Origin of the sequence: Pseudomonas saudiphocaensis (assembly GCF_000756775.1) — a bacterium.
Classification (GTDB): domain Bacteria; phylum Pseudomonadota; class Gammaproteobacteria; order Pseudomonadales; family Pseudomonadaceae; genus Stutzerimonas; species Stutzerimonas saudiphocaensis.
Genome location: NZ_CCSF01000001.1, coordinates 415,230 through 440,738 on the forward strand (window position 1 = coordinate 415,230; position 25,509 = coordinate 440,738).

Genomic DNA, 25,509 nt, shown 5'->3' on the forward strand with positions numbered 1-25,509 from the left:
CAACGCTCTGACTCGACCCGAAGGTCGAGCTGAACCTGTTCTTAGTGGAACTGGTTCATGGTGTTGTCTTTACCGCTTGCCTTCAGAGCTGCTTCGCCAGCGAAGTACTCTTTATGGTTGTCACCGATGTCGGAGCCAGCCATGTTCTGGTGCTTGACGCAGGCGATGCCCTGACGGATCTCTTCGCGCTGCACGCCCTTGACGTAGGCCAGCATGCCCTGGTCGGCGAAGTACCCCTTGGCCAGGTTGTCGGTGGACAGCGCGGCAGTGTGGTAAGTCGGCAGCGTGATCAGGTGGTGGAAGATACCGGCGTGAGCCGAACCATCGCGCTGGAACGTGCGGATCTTCTCGTCGGCGAGCTGAGCCAGCTCGGTGTTGTCGTACTCGACGCTCATCAGCTTGTCGCGGTCGTAGGCGGAAACATCCTTGCCTTCGGCAACCATGGCATCGAAGACCTGCTGACGGAAGTTCAGGGTCCAGTTGAAGGAAGGGCTGTTGTTGTAGACCAGCTTGGCATTGGGGATGACTTCGCGGATGCGGTCAACCATGGCCTTGATCTGGCCAACGTGCGGCTTCTCGGTTTCGATCCACAGCAGGTCAGCGCCGTTCTGCAGGCTGGTGATGCAGTCCAGTACGCAGCGGTCTTCACCAGTGCCAGCACGGAACTGGAACAGGTTGGACGGCAGACGCTTCGGACGCAGCAGCTTGCCTTCACGCTTGATCACGACGTCGCCGTTGCCCAGCTCGGCTTCGGAGATTTCTTCGCAATCCAGGAAGGAGTTGTACAGGTCGCCCAGGTCGCCCGGCTCTTTGGTGACGGCGATCTGCTTGGTCAGGCCGGCACCCAGGGAGTCGGTACGAGCAACGATGACACCGTTGTCGATACCCAGCTCGAGGAACGCGTAGCGAACGGCAGCGATCTTGGCGAGGAAATCAGCGTGCGGAACGGTAACCTTGCCGTCCTGGTGACCACACTGCTTCTCGTCGGATACCTGGTTCTCGATCTGGATGCAGCAGGCACCCGCTTCGATCATGCGCTTGGCCAGCAGGTAGGTGGCTTCCGGGTTGCCGAAGCCGGCGTCGATGTCGGCGATGATCGGGACGATGTGGGTCTCGAAGTTGTCGATCTGCGACTGGATCTCGGCTGCCTTGGCAGAGTCACCGGCTTCACGAGCAGCATCCAGTGCGGTGAACAGCAGGTCCAGCTCACGGCTGTCGGCCTGACGCAGGAAGGTGTACAGCTCTTCGATCAGATCGGAAACCGCAGTCTTCTCATGCATCGACTGGTCCGGCAGCGGGCCGAACTCGGAGCGCAGGGCGGCAACCATCCAGCCGGACAGGTACAGGTACTTCTTGTTGGTGGTCTTCAGGTGCTTCTTGATGGAGATCAGCTTCTGCTGACCAATGAAGCCGTGCCAGCAACCCAGCGACTGCGTGTAGAGGGACGAGTCAGCGTCGTACTCTTCCATGTCCTTGCGCATGATGTCGGCGGTGTACTGAGCGATTTCCAGACCGGTCTTGAAGCGGTTCTGAGCACGCATGCGAGCCACAGACTCAGGGTTGATAGCGCTCCAGCTGCTTCCAGCCATTTCTTTCAGAGCGGCAACTGCCTTGATGTCGTTTTGATAAGCGGACATGGTCAATCCTTTCAAAGAAATTCGTGTTTGGTTGAGCACCGACTTTCCCACCGAAACCTACGTGCTTACGCTGATCATGCAAGACAGCACGTGGCAGAGTGTCGAAATACCGACCAGAGCGAGGATTGAACCAGAGGGGAGGGTGTGCAGTTACGCTCATCAGAATAAGGCGTTTCGCCGTGGAATGGTCGTGGCATTCCTATACGTTGCGGCGCGTGGCTGCTACGTGGGCTGGCTGACATCTTCAAGCTGATGCGTTAATCGCTTCCCCGTCCCTCAGGACGACTCGTTCCAGTCGCAACCTCGTCAGTCCGCCTTGTGGGCAGTACAGTCACGGATCGTCTCTGCTGGTTGGCTGAGTGTGATCCGGAGGCCTTTCAGGCCTCTGGTTAGCGGGAGCGAGGCAATAATGCGCCGCCAAAATTGGTTCGTCAATTGTTTTGTAGTGCTTTTTTTATGGCACTACATATTTTGAGATTGGCTAGGGGGGGTGTGGCCTACTGCAACAGATCCACTTTCAACCGCAGGGAAAGATCCTGGCGCCCCGTCGTCGAATGGCGACGCAGGGTTCCACTCTGACTGGAACTGGCACTTTGATCGATGCCACCAAGAGAAATCCACTCGCCGAGGCGCCCGCTGACGCGAGTATCGGTCTCCTGGATATCAACGACGTCCGCCCTGGACGAACTCATGCGATCCTGTTGGCTGCTGATACTGATCTGTACCCGGTCACCGTGAACCGTTGCAGTGGCGTAGAAGCCGCGTGTGACGTTGCGATACTGATTCTGCTGGTAAAGCCGGCCATACTCGTCGGTAACGCTAGTGGTGAGCGGCACGCTTTGTCCGACTTGAATCAGGGCAGGGTAACCCTCGGTTGTCTGTACTTGTTGTATGCCGTCGCCTTGGCTGCTTGTGCTGCGGCGAATGATACGAGCCTGGTCGCGGCCTCCTGTTTCGCCGCGCCCGGTGCGCACCTCGGTATCGCCGATGACGACCGATCCATCAACGTGATAGCCGCTTTGGTTGCTCACGGCAGAGTTCTGAGTATCCACACTGATGAGAAGCCGTTTGGGCTCGCTATCCAGCTGAGAAAGAACCTGCCGCAGCTCCGTGATCACCTCACTGGGGGCATTGACGATCAGCTGGTTGCCGTAAGCGTTCACTTTGCCCTGGTCGCCGACTACCGACTCCGCAATGGGTAGCATGTCCTGAGCCATACGGAAATTGAGCGGGATCACTTCGGTCGCAGCGTGCAGGGTCATGCTGAACAGGAGTGATACGAGAAGCAGAAGGCGGCAAGTCATAACAGAAAGCTCCGCAGATCCGGATGGGACAGGCTGCGCTCCCAAGCGCTGTCAAATTGGCGTTGAATGGCACGAGCCCTGCCGGGGCTCTGGTATAACGCATAGCCTGTAGTGTGTTCCGGTCCAGGGCGCACGAGCAGCCCGCAATGATCAACAACCAGAACGGCCGCGGACTGCGCCGGATATTCGGGATTAAGTGTGCGGATCTGCAGGTTGCTGGTCAATCGACGCGCCAGCGCTAGCAGTCGGTGGCTTTGCCTGATCGCCAGGGTCGGGTCTGCTAGCAGGATGCGCAGGCGATTGCGGCGATGCCCCAGGAGAAAGCGCTTGGATGCCTGAATGACTCCATCCTCGTCATAGAGCCAGGGCTCCAGATCGGGACTGTACAGACACAGCGAGTGTCGCGCCTGGCAGAGCAACCTTAGCGTATGTCGGTGCACATCCTCGCGAGAGGCAACAGGGTGGTGAGGCTCGCTCCCAGCCTGCAAGGTGTCGCTGGGGGGTTGTTTCGCTTGTTGCGGTTGAGGGTTATCGATGTGGTAACGGTGTGATGGCACGAATTCGATGGCCGCCAGTTCAGTTGCGGCCATCGAACGATCTCGCTCATTCGAGCTCATGCAGTGCTCAGCCGCTCTTGCGCAGCATGTCGACGTGAGGGAGGCCGGCCTCCAGAAACTCTTCGCTTACGACTTCAAAGCCAAGCCGTTCGTAGAATTTCGTAGCATGGACCTGGGCGGTTAGTCGTTGCTCTTTCAGACCGCGACGCTCGGCTTCGGCAATGACAGCGCGCATCAGCGCATCGCCAATATTCATTCCGCGCCAATCGCGCAACACCGAGACACGACCGATTTGGCCATCTGTCAGCAGGCGTGCAGTGCCGATGGGGTAGCCATTTTCCAAGGCGAGAAAATGAATGGCTGCTTCGTCGTCGCCGTCCCATTCGAGTTCCGGCGGGACTGATTGCTCAGCAATGAATACGGCTTCCCGGATCCGGCGCAGATCTGCGTTGTCCTGTTGCCAGTCAGCGATTCGAACGGCTATTTCACTCATCAGCAAACTCCAGACTTCCCTGTTTTACCAGTTGCAGCACTAGGTTACGCCCATCTTCATCATTCAGCCATGGACCAAGGTTGTCGCTGTGCAATGCATCGGCGGAGCAGAGCAGTTTCAGCAGCTCCTTCAAATGGGCAGGCAACAGACGGCTCTGCCCGCTGGCAAAAAGCAACAGGCCAAGGTCTATTTCGCTCCAGGCCAGGCGGGCACTGAGGTTACGCACCAGTATTGCGCCGTCGGCGAGGGCATCGAGCAGCTGCTTCTCATCGATTTCCGGACCCTGGACGCGCTCGGGGTAGCGGGGCTCGGTCATGAACTGGCCAAACCAGGTCAGCAGCAAGCGCTCGTCACCCATGTGCTCGTTGAGCATGCTCCGCAGGCGTTCCAATGCGTCGCTCTGGATCTGGTAGGGATCTTCGGCAGGCAGCAGGTCGGCATCGCTGTAACGCTCTTCATCGGGCAGGAACTGCGCGAGAAAATCGGTGAAGTGCGTAAGGACCTCCGCTGCGCTGGGCGCTCGGAAGCCTACCGAGTAAGTCATGCAAGCATCCTCGGCCGTACCGAAGTGTGCCAGGCGTGGTGGCAGGTAAAGCATGTCGCCAGGTTCCAGCACCCATTCGTCGGTGCCTTGGAAGTCAGCGAGAATGCGCAAATCACCATGCTCGAGCAGCTGGCTTTCGCTATCGCACATCTGCCCGATACGCCAGCGACGCCGGCCGTGGGCCTGGAGCAGGAAGACGTCGTAATTGTCGAAATGCGGGCCAACACCGCCACCGGGAGCGGCAAAGCTGATCATGATGTCGTCAATGCGCCAGTTAGGCAGGAAGCGAAAGTGCTCCGCTAGCTCGGCGACTTCCGGGACCAGCTGATCCACGGCCTGAACCAGTAGTGTCCAGTCCCGCTCGGGTAGATTCTGGTAGGTGTCTTCTGCAAACGGGCCGCGGCGAAGCTCCCAAGGGCTATCGCCGTGCTCCACGATCAGGCGGGACTCGACCTCTTCTTCCAGAGACAATCCAGCCAGCTCATCAGGTGAAATGGGGCTTTCGAAGGATGGAATGGCTTGACGTATAAGCAGCGGCTTCTTTTGCCAGTAATCACGCAGGAACTCGCGCGCACTGATGCCGCCGAGGATTTGCAGGGGAATATCGGATGTCATGCCGTGTACCTTGCTCTGCTGGCAGAGCTTTAATAAAAAACGCCCGGGCACAGCCGGGCGTGCGAGAAAGGTGTATCGCTTAGATCCGCTTGGCCTGGATCGCAGCGTTGCCGATGTAACTCGCCGGAGTGAGCTGACGCAGTTCAGCCTTCGCCTGAGCAGGGATGTCCAGAGCCTCAATAAAGGTCTGCAGTGCTTCAGGGGTAATCCCCTTGCCGCGGGTGAGATCCTTGAGCTTCTCGTAGGCATTTTCCACTGCGTAACGGCGCATGACGGTCTGGACCGGCTCGGCCAGCACTTCCCAGCAGTTATCCAGATCTTCGGCGATGCGCGCGGCGTTCAGCTCCAGCTTGCCAATGCCCTTCAGGCTGGCCTCGTAGGCGATGACGCTGTGAGCGAAGCCGACGCCCAGGTTGCGTAGCACTGTGGAGTCGGTCAGGTCGCGTTGCCAGCGGGAGATCGGCAGCTTGCTTGCCAGGTGCTGCAGAATGGCGTTGGCGATACCCAGGTTGCCTTCGGAGTTTTCGAAGTCGATCGGGTTGACCTTGTGCGGCATGGTGGACGAGCCGATCTCACCGGCTACGGTCTTCTGCTTGAAATAGCCGAGCGAGATATAGCCCCAGATGTCGCGGTCGAAATCAATCAGGATGGTGTTGAAGCGCGCCACGGCGTCGAACAGCTCGGCGATGTAATCGTGCGGTTCGATTTGAGTAGTGTAGGGGTTCCAGGCAAGGCCCAGATCGCCCTCGACGAATTCGCGAGCGTTGGCTTCCCAGTCCACATCGGGATAGGCGGACAGGTGGGCGTTGTAGTTGCCCACGGCGCCGTTGATCTTGCCCAGCAGCGGTACGGCTTCGACTTGAGCGATCTGACGTTCCAGACGATAGACGACGTTGGCCAGTTCCTTGCCCAGCGTGGTCGGCGAGGCCGGCTGTCCATGGGTGCGCGACAGCATTGGCACATCGGCATACTGCACGGCCAGAGTACGAATCGAGTCGGCCAGCTGGCGCATCAGCGGCAGCAGCACCTCGTCACGGCCTTCACGCAGCATCAGCGCGTGGGAAAGGTTGTTGATGTCTTCGCTGGTGCAGGCGAAGTGGATGAATTCGTTGACCTTCGCCAGCTCAGGCAGCTGCTTGGCCTGTTCCTTGAGCAGGTACTCCACGGCTTTTACGTCGTGGTTGGTGGTGCGCTCGAATTCCTTGACGCGCTCAGCGTGTTCCAGCTGGAAGTTCTCGGCCAGGCTGTCGAGCAGCGCGTTGGCTTCTGCAGAGAAGGGGGCAACTTCCGGAATGCCGCTGTGGGCGGCGAGGCGCTGCAGCCAGCGTACCTCGACCTGGACGCGGCAGCGAATCAGACCGAATTCGCTGAAAATCGGGCGCAGGGCGCTGGTTTTGCCGCCATAGCGGCCATCGACGGGGGAAACCGCGGTGAGCGAGGAAAGCTGCATAGAAGGCATCTCAGACAATCGAGCACGAAAAGAGGGCGCAGATTATACACGAAAGCGACCAGGTCGGCCGAAGGCTGCCAGTCTGCGAGTGGACAGGCTATTCGGGTCTCAGCATCGGATAGAGCGCGTCGAGCATCTTGCGACGGCTGAAGACCAGCTGCCAGCGGTGCCCGCCCAGCTGGCGCCAGAGCCTCGCGGAGCGGATACCAGCGAAGAGCAGCGCGCGTATTTTTGCGGCGTTGTCACTCTGCTGGAGATGGCGCATGTCGCCCTGCACCTGGATGCGCTGACGGAAGGTGCTGATGGTGTCCTGGTAAAGCCCGTCAAAGGAGGCGACCACGTTTTCGTGGGTCAGCCCGAAATGGTCGACCTGCTGCTGGATCTGGTCCAGACGGCTGCCGATGACCTGCAGCATGTCGCCGCGCTTGTCCAGCTGCCTCTCCAGCCCAATCATCGCCAGTGCATAGCGCAGCGGTTCGCGCTGCAGGCTGTTGGTATCGCGCTCCAGAGCACTGGCAAGCGCACGGTAACCGTCACGTAGATTGATGTCATCGCCGCCGTATATCTCCACGACCGGCTTGCTCTCGCGCACCAGCAGGCTCGCTAACATGCAGGCCAGCGAAGCGTTGGAAACCTGGCCGGTGCGGGCGATCCGGTCGACCAGAGCGGCGGCCTCGAATACCGCGCCGAGAGCAACCAGCTGTTCCTGCATCGGAGTCATGCTCGCTCTCCGTCAATCCAGGGCTCGGCGCTTTCGATCACGCCGCCGCCCAGGCAGATTTCACCGTCATAAAACACAACCGATTGGCCGGGTGTAACGGCGCGCTGAGGCTCGTCGAATTCAACCCGATAGCCTGAGGCAGTCTTTTCCAGACTGCAGGCCTGGTCAGCCTGGCGGTAGCGAACCTTGGCTGCGATATGCAGCGGCGCATCTAGCTCAACAGGGTTCACCCAGTAAATATCCGATACATGCAGGGCTCGTGCGAACAGACGAGGATGGTTGTTGCCCTGGCCGACCAGCAACACGTTGCGCTTCAGGTCCTTGCTCAGGACATACCAGGGCTCGTCGCCGGCATCTTTCAGGCCGCCGATGCCAAGGCCCTGACGCTGCCCAATCGTGTGATACATCAGGCCGTGGTGCTTGCCAATGACTTCGCCGTCGGTAGTTTCGATGTCACCGGGCTGGGCGGGAAGGTACTGCTTGAGAAAGTCCCTGAAACGGCGTTCGCCGATGAAGCAGATGCCCGTCGAATCTTTTTTCTTGGCGGTGGCAAGGCCGTATTTCTCCGCAATTGCTCGGACTTCCGGTTTCTCCAGCTCGCCTACAGGGAACAATGTTTTGCCCAACTGCTCCCCGCTCACCGCGTGTAGGAAGTAGCTCTGATCCTTGTTTGGGTCCAGCCCCTTGAGCAGCTCGCAGCGTCCATCGACATCGCGGCGCCGCACGTAGTGGCCGGTGGCAATCATGTCTGCACCGAGGGAAATGGCGTAATCGAGGAACGCCTTGAACTTGATTTCCCGGTTGCAGAGGATGTCCGGGTTCGGCGTGCGTCCTGCCTTGTACTCGGCGAGAAAGTGTTCGAAGACGTTATCCCAGTACTCGGCGGCAAAGTTGGCTGTGTGCAACTTGATCCCGATCTTGTCGCAGACCGCTTGGGCATCTGCCAGATCTTCTCGGGCGGTGCAGTATTCGGTGCCGTCGTCTTCTTCCCAATTCTTCATGAACAGGCCTTCGACCTGATAGCCCTGTTCGAGCAGGAGTAGAGCGGAGACCGATGAGTCGACGCCGCCAGACATGCCGACAATGACGCGCAGCGTTTCAGGAGTTTGTAGGGCTGGATCAGACATGGGATCTCGGGAGCGGGCTGCCAAAAATACGAAATTCTACAGGCTGACGCAGGCAAAGGCTAAGGGCGAGGGTCGCGCAGGATGTCCAGGCTGTACAGCGACCCGGCAAGGTAATCGTCGATACAGCGCGGCACCAGCTCGCTGCGCCAGCGTGCCGGCTCGGCAAAAAGCTCGTCTCGGCTCAACCAGTGGGCTGCGGTGATATCGCTGTCCAGTGGGCGTTCTGGATGGTGGATGACGGGGCGAGCAGCGAAGCAGATGCGTTGGTAAGTCACACCGTTAGACGGCGCGGTATAAAGATAGATACCGACCACAGCGCTTAGCGCCACCTCCCAGCCTGTTTCTTCGAGGGTTTCGCGTATCGCGGCCTGCTGCAGGCTTTCATTGGGCTCCAGATGCCCGGCCGGCTGATTCAGAACCTGCTGGCCAGCCTGGGATTCTTCGACCATGAGGAAGCGGCCGTTTTGCTCGACAATGGTGGCGACGGTGATATGGGGATGCCAGGTCATGGGCTTCTCGCAGAATGTTGTTGGAGGACTATGGTACGCCTGAAACGCGAAACCCCAGCGCGAGGCTGGGGTTTCGTTTAGCGCGACGCCTTCAGGCGCCACCCGTGCTTCAGGCCAGAGCGGCCAGTGCAGCGTTGAAGGTTGCGCTGGGGCGCATGACTTCGCTGGTCAGCTTGGGGTTGGAGCGGTAGTAACCGCCGATATCGACAGGCTTGCCCTGAACTGCGGCGAGTTCAGCGACGATGGTCTGCTCGTTATCGCTCAGGGCCTTGGCCAGCGGGGCGAAATGCGCCTGCAGCTCCAGGTCCTCGGTTTGTGCGGCCAGTTCCTGTGCCCAGTAGAGCGCCAGGTAGAAGTGGCTGCCGCGGTTGTCCAACTCGCCGGTACGACGCGAAGGCGACTTGTTGTTGTCGAGCAGCTTGCCGGTAGCAGCGTCCAGGGTCTTGCCGAGCAGCTTGGCCTTGGGGTTGTTGGTCTTGATGCCGGTTTCTTCCAGGGAAACCGCCAAGGCCAGGAACTCGCCAAGCGAATCCCAGCGCAGGTGGTTTTCTTCGATCAGCTGCTGGACGTGCTTCGGAGCCGAACCGCCAGCACCGGTTTCGTACATGCCGCCGCCGGCCATCAGCGGAACGATGGACAGCATCTTGGCCGAAGTGCCCAGTTCCATGATCGGGAACAGGTCGGTCAGGTAGTCGCGCAGTACGTTGCCGGTCACGGAGATGGTGTCCAGGCCGCGGATCATGCGCTCCATGCTGACGCGGATGGCCTCGTTGTAGCCCATGATGCGAATGTCCAGGCCGCTCAGATCATGCTCCTGCAGATAGGTCTCGACCTTCTTCTGCAGTTCGCGGTCGTGGGCGCGCTCGGGGTCCAGCCAGAAGATCGCCGGCGTGTTGGACTGGCGTGCACGATTGACTGCCAGCTTGACCCAGTCGCGGATAGGCGCGTCCTTGGTCTGGCAGGCACGCCAGATGTCGCCTTTCTCGACTTCATGCTGCATCAGTACGGTGCCATCGGCGAGGACTACGCGCATGGTGCCGTCAGCAGTCATTTCGAAGGTCTTGTCGTGAGAGCCATATTCCTCGGCCTTCTGCGCCATCAGGCCTACGTTCGGCACGCTGCCCATGGTGGTTGGGTCGAAGGCGCCGTTGGTTTTGCAGAAGTTGATCATTTCCTGGTAGATGCGGGCGTAAGTGCTCTCCGGCATTACCGCCTTGGTGTCCTTGAGCTTGCCGTCCTTGCCCCACATCTGCCCGGAGCTGCGAATCATCGCCGGCATCGAAGCATCGACGATAACGTCGCTTGGGATGTGCAGGTTGGTGATGCCCTTGACCGAGTCGACCATGGCCATTTCCGGGCGATGGCTGTAGCAGGCATGGATGTCGTCGAGGATTTCTTCCTGCTGCGAAGCCGGCAGAGTCTTGATCTTGTCAAAAACGCTGCTGATGCCGTTGTTCGGGTTGACGCCCAGCTGCTCGAACAGCTCGCCGTACTTTTCAAACACTTCTTTGTAGTAAACGCTGACGGCATGACCAAAAACGATGGGGTGGGAGATCTTCATCATCGTGGCCTTGACGTGCAGGGACCACATAACGCCGGTTTCCTTGCAGTCCTGCAGGGTTTCTTCGAAGAAGTCGCGCAGCTTCTTGCAGCTCATGAACATGCTGTCGAGCACTTCGCCTTCCTGCAAGGAAAGCTGCTTCTTGACCTCGACCTGGCCATCCTTGCCGACGAATTCGATGCGCACGTCACCGGCCCTGTCCAGAGTGACGGACTGCTCGCTGGAGAAGAAGTCGCCGCCGCGCATGTAGTCAGCATGGGATTGCGAAGCCTTGCTCCACTTGCCCATGGAATGCGGATGCTTGCGCGCGTAGGCCTTGACGGCCGCTGGCGCGCGACGATCGGAGTTGCCTTCACGCAGGACCGGGTTCACGGCACTGCCCAATACCTTGGCGTAGCGGGCGTGGGCATCTTTCTCGGCTTCGGTCTGCGGCTCTTCAGGGTAGTTGGGGATGTTGTAACCCTGGGCCTGCAGTTCAGCAATGGCGTTGCGCAGCTGGGGAACGGAGGCGCTGATGTTAGGCAGCTTGATGATATTGGCTTCCGGGTTGGTCGCCAGGACCGCCAGCTTGGCGAGGTCGTCCTCGATTTGCTTGTCGGCACCCAGTTGGTCGGCAAAGCTTGCAAGAATTCGCCCTGCAAGAGAGATGTCACTGGTTTCAACGGCTATATCAGCTGAGGCCGCAAAAGTTTCCACGATGGGCAGAAGCGAATAAGTGGCCAGCGCGGGGGCTTCGTCGGTGAAGGTGTAGATGATCTTCGAGCGGGTGGACATTGGTGATGGCTCTCTCTTGCTGTGCGTGCACAGAATCTCGAAGTGCGTGGGTAGACGCTCTGGCTGCGTTCGTTGAGCCAGGATTCGAGGTTCGCCGCGATGATGTTGGGTACACCACTAGAGTGTTGACTCCATTCGGCTGCGGTTGGCAGACGAATGGTTACAGGAGATAAAGGACTCGTTAGAGACCGGCTGGCTCCTCATGACTCGTTAGTCACCTAAGTAGTATATCACCGTAGGTCACTTTCCCTGAATGCCTAGACCATAAGACGATGGCAGAGATGGTTTCGAACGATTCATGTGGGCTACTCTCGAGGGGTGACCAATGTTTCTCACTGTTTTCAATCAGCAAAACGGAGTCCAGCATGGGATACCAAAAGATCCAGGTGCCAGCCAACGGTGACAAAATCACCGTCAACGCCGATAACACCCTGAACGTTCCGAACAATCCGATCATTCCTTATATAGAAGGCGACGGCATTGGTGTGGACATCAGTCCGGTAATGATCAAGGTCGTCGACGCTGCCGTGGAGAAAGCCTACGGTGGCGAGCGCAAGATTGCCTGGATGGAGATCTATGCCGGTGAAAAAGCCACGCAGGTATACGATCCAGATACCTGGCTGCCAAAAGAGACCTTGGAGGTAGTGCGCGATTACGTGGTTTCCATCAAGGGGCCACTGACGACCCCGGTGGGAGGCGGTATCCGTTCGTTGAACGTGGCCTTGCGCCAGGAGCTGGATCTATACGTATGCCAGCGTCCGGTTCGCTGGTTTACAGGCGTACCCAGCCCGGTCAAAAAGCCCGGCGATGTGGATATGGTGATCTTTCGTGAGAACTCCGAGGACATCTACGCCGGCGTCGAGTGGAAGGCTGGCAGCCCCGAGGCCGAGAAGGTCATCAAGTTCCTCACTGAGGAAATGGGCGTCACGAAGATTCGTTTCACTGAAAACTGCGGGATTGGTATCAAGCCGGTATCTCTTGAAGGCACCAAGCGCCTGGTGCGCAAGGCTCTGCAGTATGCAGTGGATAACGACCGTAGCTCAGTGACTCTGGTGCACAAGGGCAACATCATGAAGTTCACCGAGGGTGCCTTCAAGGAGTGGGGCTACGAGGTGGCTCGCGATGAGTTTGGTGCCGAGCTGCTGGACGGCGGACCCTGGATGCAGTTCAGGAATCCCAATACTGGCAAGACTATTGTCGTCAAGGACGCCATCGCCGATGCCATGCTGCAGCAAATCCTGCTGCGCCCTGCTGAGTATGATGTTATCGCTACCCTGAACCTCAACGGCGACTATCTATCTGATGCTCTGGCGGCCGAGGTCGGTGGTATCGGCATTGCGCCGGGTGCAAACCTTTCCGATACGGTGGCCATGTTCGAAGCGACTCACGGTACTGCGCCGAAGTACGCCGGTCAGGACAAGGTCAACCCCGGCTCGCTGATTCTTTCGGCCGAAATGATGCTGCGCCATATGGGCTGGGTTGAAGCAGCCGACTTGCTGATCAAATCAACCGAAGCGGCCATCGCTGCCAAAACGGTCACGTACGATTTCGAACGTCAGATGGAAGGCGCGAAACTGGTGTCCTGTTCCGGCTTCGGCGACGCCATGATCTCTCACATGTAGAAACGTGAGGCAAACGGAAAGGGCCGATCAAGTGATCGGCCCTTTCTTTTGCTGGATCAGGCTTCGACCGTCGCGTCTTGAGGCGCGGTTACGGTTGCATCCTCGGTTGCCTGCAACGACCTGATATTGGTTGCGTGCAGGCCCTTGGGTCCCTGCAGAATTTCAAACTTTACCGCCTGCCCGGCTTTAAGAGTTCTATACCCTTCCATCTGAATGGCAGAGTAGTGGGCAAACAGGTCCTCATCGTCGCCGTCTGCTACGATGAAACCATAGCCTTTGGCGTTGTTGAACCACTTGACCTTACCGCTTAGCATGCTCTTATCCCTCTGCAAAGGAGTCCATCACTGGAGTAACATCCATTTCATTCCGCGCGGGTGAAGCACTGCATGACACCTTGCGCGCAACCTGTTGCCTTTGTGGCACATACTGTTTGTATCATCGTTTTGCCGATAGTCAAGGCGACTCGTCAGGTGGCTGTGAAGCCCTTTAAATTACCCGGCCCTGGTGCCCCGACGTAGACCGTTTAATCGCATGCGTGCATCACCCATGATTCGACTAATATTCAATCAGGATCGGCCAGCGACCGAGGGCGATGACGCCTTCGGGTTGGCGATCGAAGAAGCCAGACCGCAACTGAAGGCACCACCCATGTTCAAAGTGGTCATGTTCAATGACGACTACACGCCAATGGACTTTGTCGTGGAGGTGCTGGAAGGGATTTTCAATCACAACCGGGAGCTTTCCACCAAGATCATGCTGACGGTTCATACTGAAGGAAGAGCCGTTTGCGGTGTGTACACACGGGATGTTGCTGAAACCAAAGCGATGCAGGTCAATCAATATGCAAGGGAATGCCAGCATCCGTTGCTTTGTGAGATCGAGAAGGACGGTTAACCCGATTGCTGGGTAAGAGGTGAAAGCTATGTTGAACCGTGAGCTCGAAGTCACTCTGAATCTGGCCTTCAAGGAGGCTCGTACCAAGCGTCATGAATTCATGACGGTGGAGCATCTCCTGTTAGCCCTGCTGGATAACGAGGCTGCTGCAACCGTGTTGCGCGCCTGCGGTGCCAGCCTCGATAAGCTCCGGCATGAATTGCAGGAATTCATCGACTCCACCACACCCCTGATTCCACAGCATGATGAGGAGCGGGAGACTCAGCCCACGCTCGGCTTCCAGCGCGTATTACAGCGCGCTGTTTTTCATGTGCAGAGCTCCGGCAAGCGCGAAGTTACCGGTGCCAACGTGCTGGTAGCGATTTTCAGTGAGCAGGAAAGCCAGGCGGTGTACCTGCTCAAGCAACAGAATGTCGCGCGTATCGATGTCGTTAACTTTATTGCCCACGGCATTTCCAAGGTGCCTGGCAGCGGCAATCCCGAAAGCGATTCGGAAATGCAGGATGAGGAAGGTGGAGAGGCCTCCGCTTCCGGTAATCCGTTGGACGCCTATGCCAGCAATCTCAACGAGCTGGCGCGCCAAGGCAGAATCGATCCGCTGGTCGGGCGTGAGCATGAAGTCGAGCGCGTGGCGCAGATTCTGGCGCGTCGCCGCAAGAACAATCCGCTGTTGGTAGGCGAGGCGGGCGTAGGCAAGACAGCGATAGCCGAAGGCCTGGCCAAGCGCATCGTCGACAATCAGGTGCCGGAGTTGCTGGCCGATAGCGTTGTCTATTCGCTGGACCTGGGGGCTCTGCTTGCTGGTACCAAATATCGGGGCGACTTCGAGAAGCGCTTTAAAGCGCTATTGAATGAGCTGCGCAAGAAGCCTCAGGCGGTGCTGTTCATTGATGAAATCCACACCATTATCGGTGCGGGCGCTGCATCGGGCGGCGTGATGGATGCGTCCAACCTGCTCAAGCCGCTGTTGTCCTCGGGCGAGATTCGCTGCATCGGTTCGACAACCTTTCAGGAGTTCCGCGGAATCTTCGAGAAGGACAGGGCGCTGGCACGACGCTTCCAGAAAGTCGATGTCAGTGAGCCGTCGGTCGAAGACACCATTGGCATCCTGCGTGGCCTGAAAGGGCGGTTCGAACAGCATCACAAGATTGAATACAGCGACGAATCGTTGCGTGCCGCCGCGGAACTGGCGTCGCGCTATATCAATGACCGTCATATGCCGGACAAGGCCATCGACGTGATCGATGAAGCGGGCGCCTTCCAGCGGTTGCAGCCGGAAGATAAGCGTGCCAAGCGTATCGATGTCGAGCAGGTCGAAGACATCGTAGCCAAGATTGCTCGGATTCCGCCGAAGCACGTCAGTACGTCCGACAAGGAGCTGCTGCGAAATCTGGAGCGTGATCTGAAACTTACGGTCTTCGGCCAGGATGATGCAATTGACTCGCTATCTACCGCAATCAAGCTTTCCCGTGCCGGCCTGAAGGCGCCGGACAAGCCGGTCGGGTCATTCCTGTTTGCCGGCCCTACCGGTGTCGGCAAGACCGAAGCCGCCAGGCAGCTGGCTCGAGCGTTGGGTATCGAGCTGGTGCGTTTCGACATGTCCGAGTACATGGAACGGCACACCGTATCGCGCCTGATTGGTGCACCTCCCGGATATGTTGGATTCGATCAGGGCGGTCTGTTGACCGAGGCGATCACCAAGCAGCCGCACTGCGTGCTCCTGCTCGATGAAATCGAGAAGGCGCATCCGGAAGTCTTCAACCTGCTGCTGCAGGTCATGGACCATGGCACGCTGACCGACAACAACGGGCGCAAGGCGGATTTCCGCAACGTCATTCTTATCATGACCACCAATGCCGGAGCGGAAACGGCAGCAAGAGCTTCGATTGGCTTTACGCATCAGGACCACGCGTCCGATGCGATGGAAGTGATCAAGAAGAGCTTTACGCCGGAATTCAGAAACCGTCTGGATACCATTATCCAGTTTGGTCGCCTGAGTCACGAAGTGATCAAGAGCATCGTCGATAAGTTCCTCATTGAGCTGCAGGCGCAGTTGGAGGACAAGCACGTCACGCTTGAGGTCTCGGACGCAGCTCGTGGCTGGCTGGCCGAGGGCGGCTACGACGTGCAGATGGGGGCTCGGCCAATGGCAAGGCTGATCCAGGACAAGATCAAGCGGCCACTGGCAGAGGAGATCCTCTTTGGGGAGCTGGCCGAACATGGTGGCGTGGTTCACGTCGACGTGCGGGAGGGCGAGCTGGTTTTTGACTTCGAAACCAGTGTCGAACCCGCCTGACAGAGCTCACTTCTTCTGAGGGGAACCGGAACGCCTGGTAACTAGTTTGCCGGGCGTTTTGCTATCTGCTCAGTGTGCAGGGCGGGTGCCGACGGCAGATAGAAACAAAAAAGCCCGGCTCTGGCCGGGCATTCTTTCTCGCGTCTCGTATTAACGAGCGCGGTAGGTGATGCGACCTTTGCTCAAATCGTAAGGCGTCAGTTCAACACGCACCTTGTCGCCGGTGAGAATCCGGATGTAGTTCTTGCGCATCTTTCCGGAGATGTGCGCAGTAACGACGTGCCCATTTTCCAACTCCACGCGAAACATGGTGTTAGGCAGGGTGTCGACGACAGTACCTTCCATTTCGAAGCTGTCTTCTTTCGACATTCAGTAAAGCCCTCGGTATCAAAGATTGACCCGACGCACGAATGCGCGGGTAAAAGCGGCAAGTATTGTGCCTGAAAGGGCCTCGAGAGCCAAGGGGCTAGGGTCTGTTACCGATTTTGGGCGTATGAGCTGAAGCCTGTCCTAGTTGAGGGTGATCCAGCGCTGGTTGACCAGTAGCTCGATTGGACGATATTCGGTCTTGTAGTTCATCTTGCGGCAGTTCTTGATCCAGTACCCAAGATAAAGTCCCTCCAGCCCCAGTCGGGCTGCTTCACCGACCTGCCACAGGATGGCGAAGCGGCCAAGGCTGCGGCGTTCCTCGCTGGGATCGTAGAAGGTGTACACCGCCGACAGTCCGTTGGGCAGGACGTCGGTCACCGCAAGGGCGAGTAGGCGGCCGTCGAGGCGGAACTCGTAGAAGCGGGAGAAGGGCAGGTCGCGTACGAGAAAGGTATGAAACTGGTCACGGCTGGGAGGATACATGTCGCCGTCAGCGTGACGCTGCTCGATATAGGTGGCGTACAGCCCGTAATACTCTTCGGTAAATGAGGGGCGCACATTGGTGACAGTGAGGTCCGCATTACGCTTGAGGATGCGCTTCTGCTGCCGGTTCAGTTGTAGCCCTTCGGCGGGAAGACGCGCCGGAATACAGGCGTTGCAGCGCTGGCAGTGAGGTCTGTAGAGATGATCGCCACTGCGCCGAAAGCCCAGCTCCGACAGCTCGGCATAGACTTGAACGTCCATTGGCTGGCTGGGATCCAGGAACAGCGTGGTCGCCTGCTCATCGGGCAAGTAGCTGCACGCATGAGGCTGGGTGGCATAGAACTTGAGACGAGCCAGTGAAGTCATGGTCAACTCTCGCAAATCATGAGCTCAGTGTAGGCCAGCCCGGCTGGGTCGACTAGGGCCTCCAGCGGGCGTCGGGCTCGCCGAGATATCTGGCAAGCGTTTCTGCAAAAGCTTTTCGGGAGATTGGCCGGGCGCCAAAACTGGCCAGGTGCTGTGTTGGCATCTGGCAGTCGATCAATTTGAAGTTGCGCTGACGAAGATGTTCCACCCAGGTTACGAACCCTGCCTTGGAGGCATCAGTGACGCGACTGAACATGGATTCACCGAAAAACAGCTGCCCCATGGCCAAGCCGTAAAGCCCGCCGACCAGCTTCCGGTCCTGCCAGACTTCCACGGACTGGGCGATGCCCATGTGGTGCAACTGCACATAAGCGTCTTGCATTGCGGGCGTGATCCAGGTGCCGTCGCTATAGCTGCGTGGTGCGGCGCAGGCCTTGATGACATCCTCGAATGCCTGGTTGAAGGTGATTTGAAATATGCCCTGGCGCAAGGTTTTACGCAGGCTGCGTGAAACATGTAGCTCGTGCGGATAGAGCACCGTGCGCGGGTCTGGCGACCACCAGAGCAGCGGCTGGCCTTCTTGATACCAGGGGAAGCAGCCGTGGCGGTAGGCTGCCAGCAGGCGTTGGGGCGACAGGTCACCACCGGCGGCCAGCAGACCGTTTGGCTCGTGCAGAGCCTGCTCCAGGGGAGGGAAAGAAAAGGAGTCGCGCTGCAGCCAGGTCAGCATATCGATATAAAGTCAGGAGAGGGCGGTTGCGAGCAACCGCCGCAATGGATTACTGGTCGAGGTATTTCTCTGCATCCAGCGCCGCCATGCATCCAGCGCCGGCAGAGGTGATGGCTTGGCGATAGACGTGATCAGCCACGTCACCTGCAGCGAACACGCCGGGGATGCTGGTGCAGGTCGCATCACCTTCACTACCACCCTTGATGGTGAGGTAGCCGTCCTTCATTTCCAGCTGGCCCTGGAACAGATCGGTGTTGGGCTTGTGGCCGATGGCGATGAAGACGCCGGCCAGGTCGAGCTTCTGCTCTTCACCGGAAAGGGTGTTCTTCAGGCGCACGCCGGTTACGCCGCTGGCATCGCCCAATACTTCTTCCAGGGTGTGGTTCCAGTGCAGGCGGATGTTGCCGTTGGTGGCCTTGTCCATGATCTTGTCCTGCAGGATCTTCTCCGAGCGCAGCTTGTCGCGGCGGTGGATCAGGTGAACTTCCTTGGCGATATTGGACAGATACAGCGCCTCTTCCACAGCAGTATTGCCGCCGCCGACTACTGCAACGACCTGATTGCGGTAGAAGAAACCATCACAGGTGGCGCAGGCGGAAACGCCGCGGCCGGCGAATGCTTCTTCAGACGGTAGGCCGAGATACTGCGCCGAGGCGCCAGTGGCGATGATCAGCGCGTCGCATGTGTAGGTGGCGCTGTCGCCCTTGAGCGTGAAAGGACGCTGCTGCAGCTCTGCGGTGTGGATATGGTCGAACACCACTTCAGTATCGAAGCGCTCGGCATGCTTCTGCATGCGCTCCATCAGGGCTGGGCCGGTGAGCCCCTCGACGTCGCCAGGCCAGTTGTCCACTTCGGTGGTGGTGGTCAGCTGACCGCCAGGCTGCATGCCGGTGATGATCAGAGGTTTCAGATTGGCGCGGGCAGCGTATACCGCGGCGGTATAACCGGCCGGGCCCGAGCCGAGGATGATCAGACGTGAATGCTTGACTTCACTCATAAAAAGCCCTCATAAGCCTTTGTTGCCAATAAAGAAGCGTGCTGCAATCGAGACACGCTGTGAAAACTGGCGTTTATGCTACACCGAAGCATCGGGAAAAACCCGAGCCGGCACGGAACCGGCATGTCATCGAGCCGACAAAGCCGTACAATGCCGAGGTTCTGGCTGATTACACGGTTTCACAGAGCGCGCCGCTGGCGCAGGAAATAAAGCGTTTTGAAGAATACCTCCTCTACCGCGCCGACTTCCGTCTGGCGACAGCAATTGCACTACCGTCTTAAAGAGGGCGCCCTGATCGCAGCGGTTGCCGCGTGCCTGTTCCTGCTGATGACACTGCTCAGCTACAGCAGCAACGACCCCGCATGGGATGTCAGCGTCAAGGTGCACTCCTTCGAGAACGCTGGCGGGATGATCGGTGCGTGGCTGTCCAGTATCTTGCTGGCCAGTCTGGGCTATTTCGCTTACCTCTTTCCTCTATTGCTGGGCATCCGTGCCTGGCGAATCTTCCGCAACAGGCATCAGCAGTGGCATTGGAACGGCCTGCAGTTCGTCTGGCACCTGACCGGCCTGATATGCCTGGTTGCTGCCGGGACAGTGCTGGCGGACATTCACTTTGTCGCGCAGGAAGGCATGCAGGACTCCGGCGGCGGCATGCTGGGTGACAGTCTGGGCGCGTGGACCGAGAACGCGCTGGGCGTCCAGGGCAGCACGCTCATGTGTATCGCGGTTTTCCTGTTTGGCCTGACCGTCTTCACTGACCTGTCCTGGTTTCGGGTCATGGACCTGACCGGCAAGATCACCCTTGACCTGATCGAGCTGATCCAGAGCTTTTTCAGCCGCTGGTGGGCAGGTCGTACCGAGCGCAGACAGAGGATTGCCCAACTGCGTGAGGCCGATGAGGTGGTCAACGAAGTGGCCGGCTCCTTGTCCGATCGCCGTGAGCGGGCCAAGGTAAAAGAGCGGGTGCTGGAACGAGAAGGCTCGCTGAACAAGCACATGAGCGAGCGCGAGAAGCGTGTAGCGCCCGTGATTACGCCGCCCGCGCCATCCAAGGCGGTGGAGCCGAGCAAGCGCGTGATGAAGGAAAAGCAGGCCAATCTGTTCGTCGATCCGCTGATCGAAGGCAGCCTGCCTCCCATTTCCCTGCTCGATGCCGCCGACAAGCAGCCCAAGCAGTATTCGCCCGAATCCCTGGAAGCCATGTCCCGGCTGCTGGAGATCAAGCTCAAGGAGTTCGGTGTCGAGGTCATCGTCGAATCCGTGCATCCGGGGCCGGTGATTACCCGTTTCGAAATCCAGCCTGCTGCGGGGGTAAAGGTCAGCCGTATCTCCAACCTGGCCAAGGACCTGGCGCGCTCGCTGGCAGTGATCAGCGTTCGCGTGGTCGAGGTGATTCCTGGCAAGACTACCGTCGGCATCGAGATTCCCAACGAAGATCGGCAGATTGTGCGGTTCTCCGAAGTGTTGTCATCAGCCCCCTACGATGATGCCAAATCGCCGGTAACTCTCGCTCTGGGCCACGATATCGGCGGCAAGCCGGTGATTGCCGACTTGGCAAAGATGCCGCATCTGCTGGTTGCAGGTACCACTGGTTCGGGTAAATCGGTGGGGGTCAACGCGATGATCCTGTCGATCCTCTTCAAGTCGCCGCCGGAAGATGCGCGCCTGATCATGATCGACCCGAAGATGCTTGAACTGTCGATCTACGAAGGCATACCGCACTTGCTCTGCCCGGTCGTCACCGACATGAAGGAGGCGGCCAACGCGCTGCGCTGGAGCGTTGCCGAGATGGAACGGCGCTACAAGCTGATGGCGGCCATGGGCGTGCGCAACCTGGCAGGCTTCAACCGCAAGGTGAAGGAAGCCGAAGAGGCCGGCACGCCGCTGACCGACCCGCTGTACCGACGCGAAAGCATGGAAGACGAAGCGCCGCTATTGAAGAAGCTGCCGACCATCGTCGTTGTGGTGGACGAATTTGCCGACATGATGATGATCGTCGGCAAGAAGGTCGAAGAGCTGATTGCGCGTATTGCACAAAAGGCTCGGGCCGCCGGCATTCACCTGATCCTGGCCACCCAGCGCCCATCCGTGGACGTGATCACCGGCCTGATCAAGGCCAATATCCCTACCCGCATGGCATTCCAGGTTTCGAGCAAGATCGACTCGCGTACGATTCTCGACCAGGGCGGCGCCGAGCAGTTGTTGGGCCACGGCGACATGCTCTACCTGCCTCCGGGCACCGGCCTGCCGATACGTGTGCATGGCGCTTTCGTTTCCGATGACGAGGTGCATCGGGTGGTCGAGGCCTGGAAGGCGCGCGGCGCCCCCGATTACATCGAGGAGATTCTGGTGGGCGTCGAGGAGTCGGGCAGTGGCTTCGATGGCGGCGGCGGTGAGGGTGGCGGTGAAGGCAGCGAGGAAGACCCGCTGTACGATGAAGCTGTACGTTTCGTCACCGAAACTCGACGCGCATCGATTTCCTCTGTGCAGCGTAAACTGAAGATCGGCTACAACCGCGCCGCGCGAATGATCGAAGCCATGGAAATGGCCGGTGTGGTTACCTCAATGAATACCAATGGCTCGCGCGAAGTGCTTGCGCCGCCGCCCATGCGCGACTGAGTCGCACCGAGGGATTATGCAATTGATTCGCTTGCTGTTTGCGTCTGCTCTGTTGTTCACGCTGTTGCCGGCTCAAGCCGATCAGACTGGCGCTGTGCAGCGCCTTACCGGTCTGCTGCAAAAGGCCGAAACCCTGACCGGGCGCTTCTCGCAGCTTTCACTCGATGGCTCCGGCACCCAGTTGCAGGAAACCTCCGGTGAGCTCGCGCTCAAGCGTCCCGGGCAGTTCCGCTGGCACACCGATGAGCCCATGGAGCAGCTGCTGGTGTCCGATGGCAAAAAGGTCTGGCTGTACGATCCGGATCTTGAACAGGTGACTATCCAGACTCTGGACCAGCGCCTGACCCACACGCCGGCGCTGCTGCTTTCCGGCGACGTCTCGACCATCAGTGAGAACTTCGAGGTGTCCTATCAGCAGGCAGGCGAGGTGATCGATTTCACGCTCAGACCAAAAGCCAAGGACACCCTGTTCGATAACCTGCGCCTGTCCTTTCGCAATGGTTTGATCAATGACATGCAGATGATCGATGGCGTTGGGCAGCGCACCAATATCCTGTTCAGTGGCGTCCGGGTAAACGAGCCTCTGGCAGCTGAGCAATTCACGTTCGAGATTCCTGAAGGCACCGACGTCATTTCCGAGTGATACCAGTCGTACACTCGACCAACCGATACGGCCTGCTTTCTTGCAGGCCGTTTGCATGAGGGTTTAGCAGCCACGATGGACCTGTTCAGTCGCGAACCCGTTGCTCAACCGCTAGCTGCCCGTCTGCGCGCCACCAGCCTGGATGAGTATGTTGGGCAGGAACACCTGCTGGCGCGCGGCAAGCCGCTACGCGAAGCGCTGGAGCAGGGCGCGCTGCACTCGATGGTGTTCTGGGGCCCGCCGGGCGTGGGCAAGACCACCCTGGCACGGCTGCTGGCCAAGGTTTCCGATGCCCACTTCGAAACGGTTTCGGCAGTGCTGGCCGGGGTCAAGGAAATTCGCCACGCCGTGGAAGTCGCCAAGCAACAGGCGGCCCAGTACGGCAGACGCACCATTCTTTTCGTTGATGAGGTGCACCGCTTCAACAAGTCCCAGCAGGATGCGTTTCTCCCCTATGTGGAGGACGGCACGCTGATCTTCATCGGCGCGACCACCGAAAACCCTTCCTTTGAACTCAACAATGCACTGCTTTCCCGGGCGCGCGTCTACGTGCTGAAAAGTCTCGATGAAGCGGCGCTGCGCAAGCTGGTCCACCGTGCGTTGAATGAGCCGCGCGGGCTGGCCGATCTGCGGCTGACTTTGCCTGAAGAAAGCTTTCAGATGCTGCTGGCTGCCGCCGATGGTGATGGTCGGCGCCTGCTGAACCTGTTGGAAAATGCGTCTGATCTGGCTGAAGAGGGCGGCGAGATTGGGGTCGAGCTGCTGCAGGATCTGCTGGGCGACGGTCGCCGACGGTTCGACAAGGGCGGTGAGGCCTTCTACGACCAGATATCGGCCCTACACAAATCCGTTCGCGGCTCCAATCCCGATGCTGCGCTTTATTGGTTCACGCGGATGCTCGATGGCGGCTGCGACCCGCTGTATATCGCCCGGCGAGTGGTACGTATGGCGAGCGAGGAGGTGGGTAACGCCGATCCTCGTGCTTTGACGCTCTGCCTCAATGCCTGGGATGTTCAGGAGCGTCTGGGCAGCCCCGAAGGTGAGCTGGCGGTTGCTCAGGCCATCGTCTATCTGGCCTGCGCGCCAAAAAGCAACGCTGTCTACAGCGCCTTCAATGCCGCCAAGCGTGATGTGAGCGAGAACGGCTCCCATGAGGTGCCGCTGCATCTGCGCAACGCCCCGACGAAACTGATGAAAGAGCTGGGCTACGGTAACCAGTACCGCTACGCCCATGATGAACCCGATGCCTACGCCGCTGGCGAGGATTACTTCCCCGAGGCCATGACGCCGCGCCAGTACTATCATCCCGTGCCACGAGGCCTGGAAGGCAAGATTCGCGACAAGCTCGAACACCTGGCCCGACTCGATCGCGAGAGCCCGATCCGACGGAGAAAGGAATGATCCGTATGTTGTTTGCCGTCACCTGTGGCGGTGTGGTCGGAACCCTGCTTCGCTTCGCTGTAGCCACTTGGGTCGGTACGCAATGGCCGCGGCATTTCTATCTGGCGACTCTGGCGGTAAACCTGGTTGGCTGCCTGCTGATTGGCTATCTGTATGCCACCTTTCTGACGCGGCATGATATCTCTCCAGAGCTGAGAGGGGCACTGATAATTGGCTTCCTGGGCGCTCTGACGACCTTTTCCAGTTTCTCCCTGGATGCGTTGCGGCTGCTGGAGAGCGGCCAGGTTGCGACGGCCTTCGGTTACATCGGCGGTAGTCTTCTGGGCGGATTGCTGGCTACCTGGGCCGGTCTGGCACTTGCCAGGTTATGAACCTGTGCCTGTTCACAGTAAACTTCGCCATCTTTCGATTTCTTCTTTGTCTTTTATCCCGGCTTACAGACGAGACTCACCATGCTTGATTCAAAACTGGTACGCACACAACTGCAGGATGTGGCAGATCGCCTGGCGACGCGCGGCTACCAGCTGGACGTGGCGCGTATCGAGGCGCTGGAAGCCCAGCGCAAGACCGTACAAACCCGCACCGAACAACTCCAGGCTGAGCGCAACGCGCGTTCCAAATCCATCGGCCAGGCCAAGCAGCGCGGCGAAGACATTGCGCCGCTGTTGGCTGATGTCGATCGCATGGCTTCCGAGCTGGACGCCGGCAAGCAGGAGCTTGAGAGCATTCAGGCCGAGCTTGACCAGCTGATGCTGAGTCTGCCGAACCTGCCGCATGAGTCGGTGCCGGTAGGCAAGGATGAAGACGACAACCTCGAGGTGCGTCGCTGGGGTACGCCGAAGGCCTTTGATTTCCCCGTGCAGGACCACGTTGCCCTCGGCGAGCAGCATGGCTGGCTGGATTTCGAGACCGCTGCCAAGTTGTCCGGCGCGCGTTTTGCGCTGATGCGCGGGCCGATTGCCCGTCTGCACCGCGCGCTGGCGCAGTTCATGATCGATCTGCATACCCGTGAGCATGGCTACGAAGAGGCGTACACGCCTTATCTCGTGCAGGCGCCTGCACTGCAGGGTACTGGCCAGCTGCCCAAGTTCGAGGAGGATCTGTTCAAGATCAGCCGCGAAGGTGAGGCTGATTTCTACCTGATCCCCACTGCGGAAGTCTCGCTGACCAATATCGTGGCCGGCGAAATTCTCGATGCCAAACAGCTGCCGCTTAAGTTCGTTGCCCATACGCCGTGCTTCCGCAGCGAGGCCGGGGCATCCGGTCGCGACACCCGCGGGATGATCCGCCAGCACCAGTTCGACAAGGTCGAGATGGTGCAGATCGTCGAGCCGAGCCAGTCCTTCGAGGCGCTGGAAAGCCTGACGGCCAATGCTGAGAAGGTCCTGCAGCTGCTGGAGCTGCCGTATCGCGTCCTGTCGCTTTGCACGGGTGACATGGGCTTCGGTGCAACCAAAACCTATGACCTGGAAGTCTGGGTGCCGAGCCAGGAGAAATACCGCGAGATCTCTTCCTGCTCCAACTGTGGCGACTTCCAGGCGCGCCGCATGCAGGCGCGCTACCGTAACCCTGAAACCGGCAAGCCAGAGCTGGTGCATACATTGAACGGCTCAGGCCTGGCAGTTGGACGTACCTTGGTTGCGGTGCTGGAAAATTACCAACAGGCCGACGGCAGCGTGAAGGTGCCGGAGGTGCTGAAACCTTACATGGGCGGCATCGAAATCATCGGTTGACGACGCTCCTTTGATTTTCGACGGGGCGGACCGGCACTGAAGGCTGTGATGCCCTAACCTAGTT

23 protein-coding genes are annotated in these 25,509 nt (G+C 58.9%); 8 read left to right on the forward strand and 15 right to left on the reverse strand.

What is annotated here, in order from left to right; translation table 11 throughout:
* Nucleotides 1-41 precede the first annotated feature (41 nt).
* The 10 genes from BN1079_RS02065 to BN1079_RS02115 form a co-directional block, all read right to left on the reverse strand.
* Nucleotides 42-1,637 carry an isocitrate lyase gene (locus BN1079_RS02065; RefSeq protein WP_037021970.1) on the reverse strand — a complete coding sequence of 532 codons (1,596 nt, stop codon included), beginning with the start codon at nt 1,635-1,637 and terminating at the stop codon, nt 42-44.
* Nucleotides 1,638-2,134: 497 nt separating this feature from the next.
* Nucleotides 2,135-2,941 carry a secretin N-terminal domain-containing protein gene (locus BN1079_RS02075; protein ID WP_037021974.1) on the reverse strand — a complete coding sequence of 269 codons (807 nt, stop codon included), beginning with the start codon at nt 2,939-2,941 and terminating at the stop codon, nt 2,135-2,137.
* Entirely contained in the window at nt 2,938-3,531 is a 594-nt protein-coding gene (locus BN1079_RS02080; RefSeq protein ID WP_231850756.1) for a DUF7931 domain-containing protein, read from the reverse strand. The genes BN1079_RS02075 and BN1079_RS02080 overlap by 4 nt, the downstream gene beginning before the upstream one ends.
* Before the next feature lie 34 nt (nt 3,532-3,565).
* Nucleotides 3,566-3,991 carry a GNAT family N-acetyltransferase gene (locus BN1079_RS02085; protein WP_037021976.1) on the reverse strand — a complete coding sequence of 142 codons (426 nt, stop codon included), beginning with the start codon at nt 3,989-3,991 and terminating at the stop codon, nt 3,566-3,568.
* Nucleotides 3,984-5,150 carry a ribosomal protein uL16 3-hydroxylase gene (locus tag BN1079_RS02090; protein ID WP_037021978.1) on the reverse strand — a complete coding sequence of 389 codons (1,167 nt, stop codon included), beginning with the start codon at nt 5,148-5,150 and terminating at the stop codon, nt 3,984-3,986. The genes BN1079_RS02085 and BN1079_RS02090 overlap by 8 nt, the downstream gene beginning before the upstream one ends.
* Before the next feature lie 79 nt (nt 5,151-5,229).
* The gene (gene purB, locus BN1079_RS02095; RefSeq protein ID WP_037021980.1) at nt 5,230-6,600 is read right to left on the reverse strand and encodes an adenylosuccinate lyase; all 1,371 of its coding nucleotides are present in this window, start codon (nt 6,598-6,600) and stop codon (nt 5,230-5,232) included.
* Between the two features lie 97 nt (nt 6,601-6,697).
* Nucleotides 6,698-7,321, reverse strand: a complete 624-nt coding sequence (gene hflD, locus BN1079_RS02100; protein WP_037021982.1) for a high frequency lysogenization protein HflD — start codon at nt 7,319-7,321, stop codon at nt 6,698-6,700.
* Nucleotides 7,318-8,448, reverse strand: a complete 1,131-nt coding sequence (mnmA, locus tag BN1079_RS02105) for a tRNA 2-thiouridine(34) synthase MnmA (protein ID WP_037021983.1) — start codon at nt 8,446-8,448, stop codon at nt 7,318-7,320. The genes hflD and mnmA overlap by 4 nt, the downstream gene beginning before the upstream one ends.
* 59 nt (nt 8,449-8,507) lie before the next feature.
* A complete protein-coding gene (locus tag BN1079_RS02110; protein WP_037021985.1) occupies nt 8,508-8,957 on the reverse strand; it encodes an NUDIX hydrolase in 450 nt (149 codons plus the stop codon).
* A 109-nt stretch (nt 8,958-9,066) separates the two neighbouring features.
* Entirely contained in the window at nt 9,067-11,292 is a 2,226-nt protein-coding gene (locus BN1079_RS02115) for an NADP-dependent isocitrate dehydrogenase (RefSeq protein WP_037021987.1), read from the reverse strand.
* A 365-nt stretch (nt 11,293-11,657) separates the two neighbouring features.
* Between BN1079_RS02115 and icd the strand changes: the two genes are divergently transcribed.
* Nucleotides 11,658-12,914 (forward strand): NADP-dependent isocitrate dehydrogenase, encoded by a 1,257-nt coding sequence (gene icd, locus BN1079_RS02120; RefSeq protein WP_037021988.1) that lies wholly within the window; start codon nt 11,658-11,660, stop codon nt 12,912-12,914.
* Between the two features lie 56 nt (nt 12,915-12,970).
* Here icd and cspD read toward each other — a convergent pair whose 3' ends face one another.
* Nucleotides 12,971-13,228 carry a cold shock domain-containing protein CspD gene (cspD, locus tag BN1079_RS02125; protein ID WP_037021989.1) on the reverse strand — a complete coding sequence of 86 codons (258 nt, stop codon included), beginning with the start codon at nt 13,226-13,228 and terminating at the stop codon, nt 12,971-12,973.
* A 217-nt stretch (nt 13,229-13,445) separates the two neighbouring features.
* On the opposite strand from cspD, the gene clpS reads away from it, so the two are divergent.
* Together clpS and clpA are read left to right on the forward strand one after the other, a co-directional pair.
* Complete coding sequence (clpS, locus tag BN1079_RS02130; protein WP_037021991.1) at nt 13,446-13,808, forward strand: ATP-dependent Clp protease adapter ClpS; 363 nt, start codon at nt 13,446-13,448, stop codon at nt 13,806-13,808.
* Nucleotides 13,809-13,836: 28 nt separating this feature from the next.
* Nucleotides 13,837-16,104 (forward strand): ATP-dependent Clp protease ATP-binding subunit ClpA, encoded by a 2,268-nt coding sequence (gene clpA, locus BN1079_RS02135; protein WP_037021993.1) that lies wholly within the window; start codon nt 13,837-13,839, stop codon nt 16,102-16,104.
* Nucleotides 16,105-16,254: 150 nt separating this feature from the next.
* On the opposite strand, the gene infA is transcribed toward clpA, so the two are convergent.
* The 4 genes from infA to trxB form a co-directional block, all read right to left on the reverse strand.
* Nucleotides 16,255-16,473 carry a translation initiation factor IF-1 gene (infA, locus tag BN1079_RS02140; RefSeq protein ID WP_002553999.1) on the reverse strand — a complete coding sequence of 73 codons (219 nt, stop codon included), beginning with the start codon at nt 16,471-16,473 and terminating at the stop codon, nt 16,255-16,257.
* A gap of 141 nt (nt 16,474-16,614) precedes the next feature.
* A complete protein-coding gene (locus tag BN1079_RS02145) occupies nt 16,615-17,322 on the reverse strand; it encodes an arginyltransferase (RefSeq protein ID WP_037021994.1) in 708 nt (235 codons plus the stop codon).
* A gap of 52 nt (nt 17,323-17,374) precedes the next feature.
* Nucleotides 17,375-18,052, reverse strand: a complete 678-nt coding sequence (gene aat, locus BN1079_RS02150) for a leucyl/phenylalanyl-tRNA--protein transferase (protein WP_037021995.1) — start codon at nt 18,050-18,052, stop codon at nt 17,375-17,377.
* 49 nt (nt 18,053-18,101) lie between these two features.
* Complete coding sequence (gene trxB / locus BN1079_RS02155) at nt 18,102-19,049, reverse strand: thioredoxin-disulfide reductase (protein WP_037021996.1); 948 nt, start codon at nt 19,047-19,049, stop codon at nt 18,102-18,104.
* A 216-nt stretch (nt 19,050-19,265) separates the two neighbouring features.
* Between trxB and BN1079_RS02160 the strand changes: the two genes are divergently transcribed.
* The 5 genes from BN1079_RS02160 (at nt 19,266) to serS (ending at nt 25,445) form a co-directional block, all read left to right on the forward strand.
* Nucleotides 19,266-21,668 carry a DNA translocase FtsK gene (locus BN1079_RS02160; protein ID WP_171819277.1) on the forward strand — a complete coding sequence of 801 codons (2,403 nt, stop codon included), beginning with the start codon at nt 19,266-19,268 and terminating at the stop codon, nt 21,666-21,668.
* A 16-nt stretch (nt 21,669-21,684) separates the two neighbouring features.
* Nucleotides 21,685-22,311 carry an outer membrane lipoprotein periplasmic chaperone LolA gene (gene lolA, locus BN1079_RS02165; protein ID WP_037021997.1) on the forward strand — a complete coding sequence of 209 codons (627 nt, stop codon included), beginning with the start codon at nt 21,685-21,687 and terminating at the stop codon, nt 22,309-22,311.
* Nucleotides 22,312-22,386: 75 nt separating this feature from the next.
* Nucleotides 22,387-23,712 carry a replication-associated recombination protein A gene (locus BN1079_RS02170; RefSeq protein ID WP_037021998.1) on the forward strand — a complete coding sequence of 442 codons (1,326 nt, stop codon included), beginning with the start codon at nt 22,387-22,389 and terminating at the stop codon, nt 23,710-23,712.
* Nucleotides 23,709-24,083 (forward strand): fluoride efflux transporter CrcB, encoded by a 375-nt coding sequence (crcB, locus tag BN1079_RS02175; RefSeq protein ID WP_037022000.1) that lies wholly within the window; start codon nt 23,709-23,711, stop codon nt 24,081-24,083. Before BN1079_RS02170 ends, crcB begins: the two co-directional genes overlap by 4 nt.
* Nucleotides 24,084-24,164: 81 nt before the next feature.
* Nucleotides 24,165-25,445, forward strand: a complete 1,281-nt coding sequence (serS, locus tag BN1079_RS02180; RefSeq protein ID WP_037022001.1) for a serine--tRNA ligase — start codon at nt 24,165-24,167, stop codon at nt 25,443-25,445.
* The last annotated feature ends 64 nt before the right edge of the window (nt 25,446-25,509 follow it).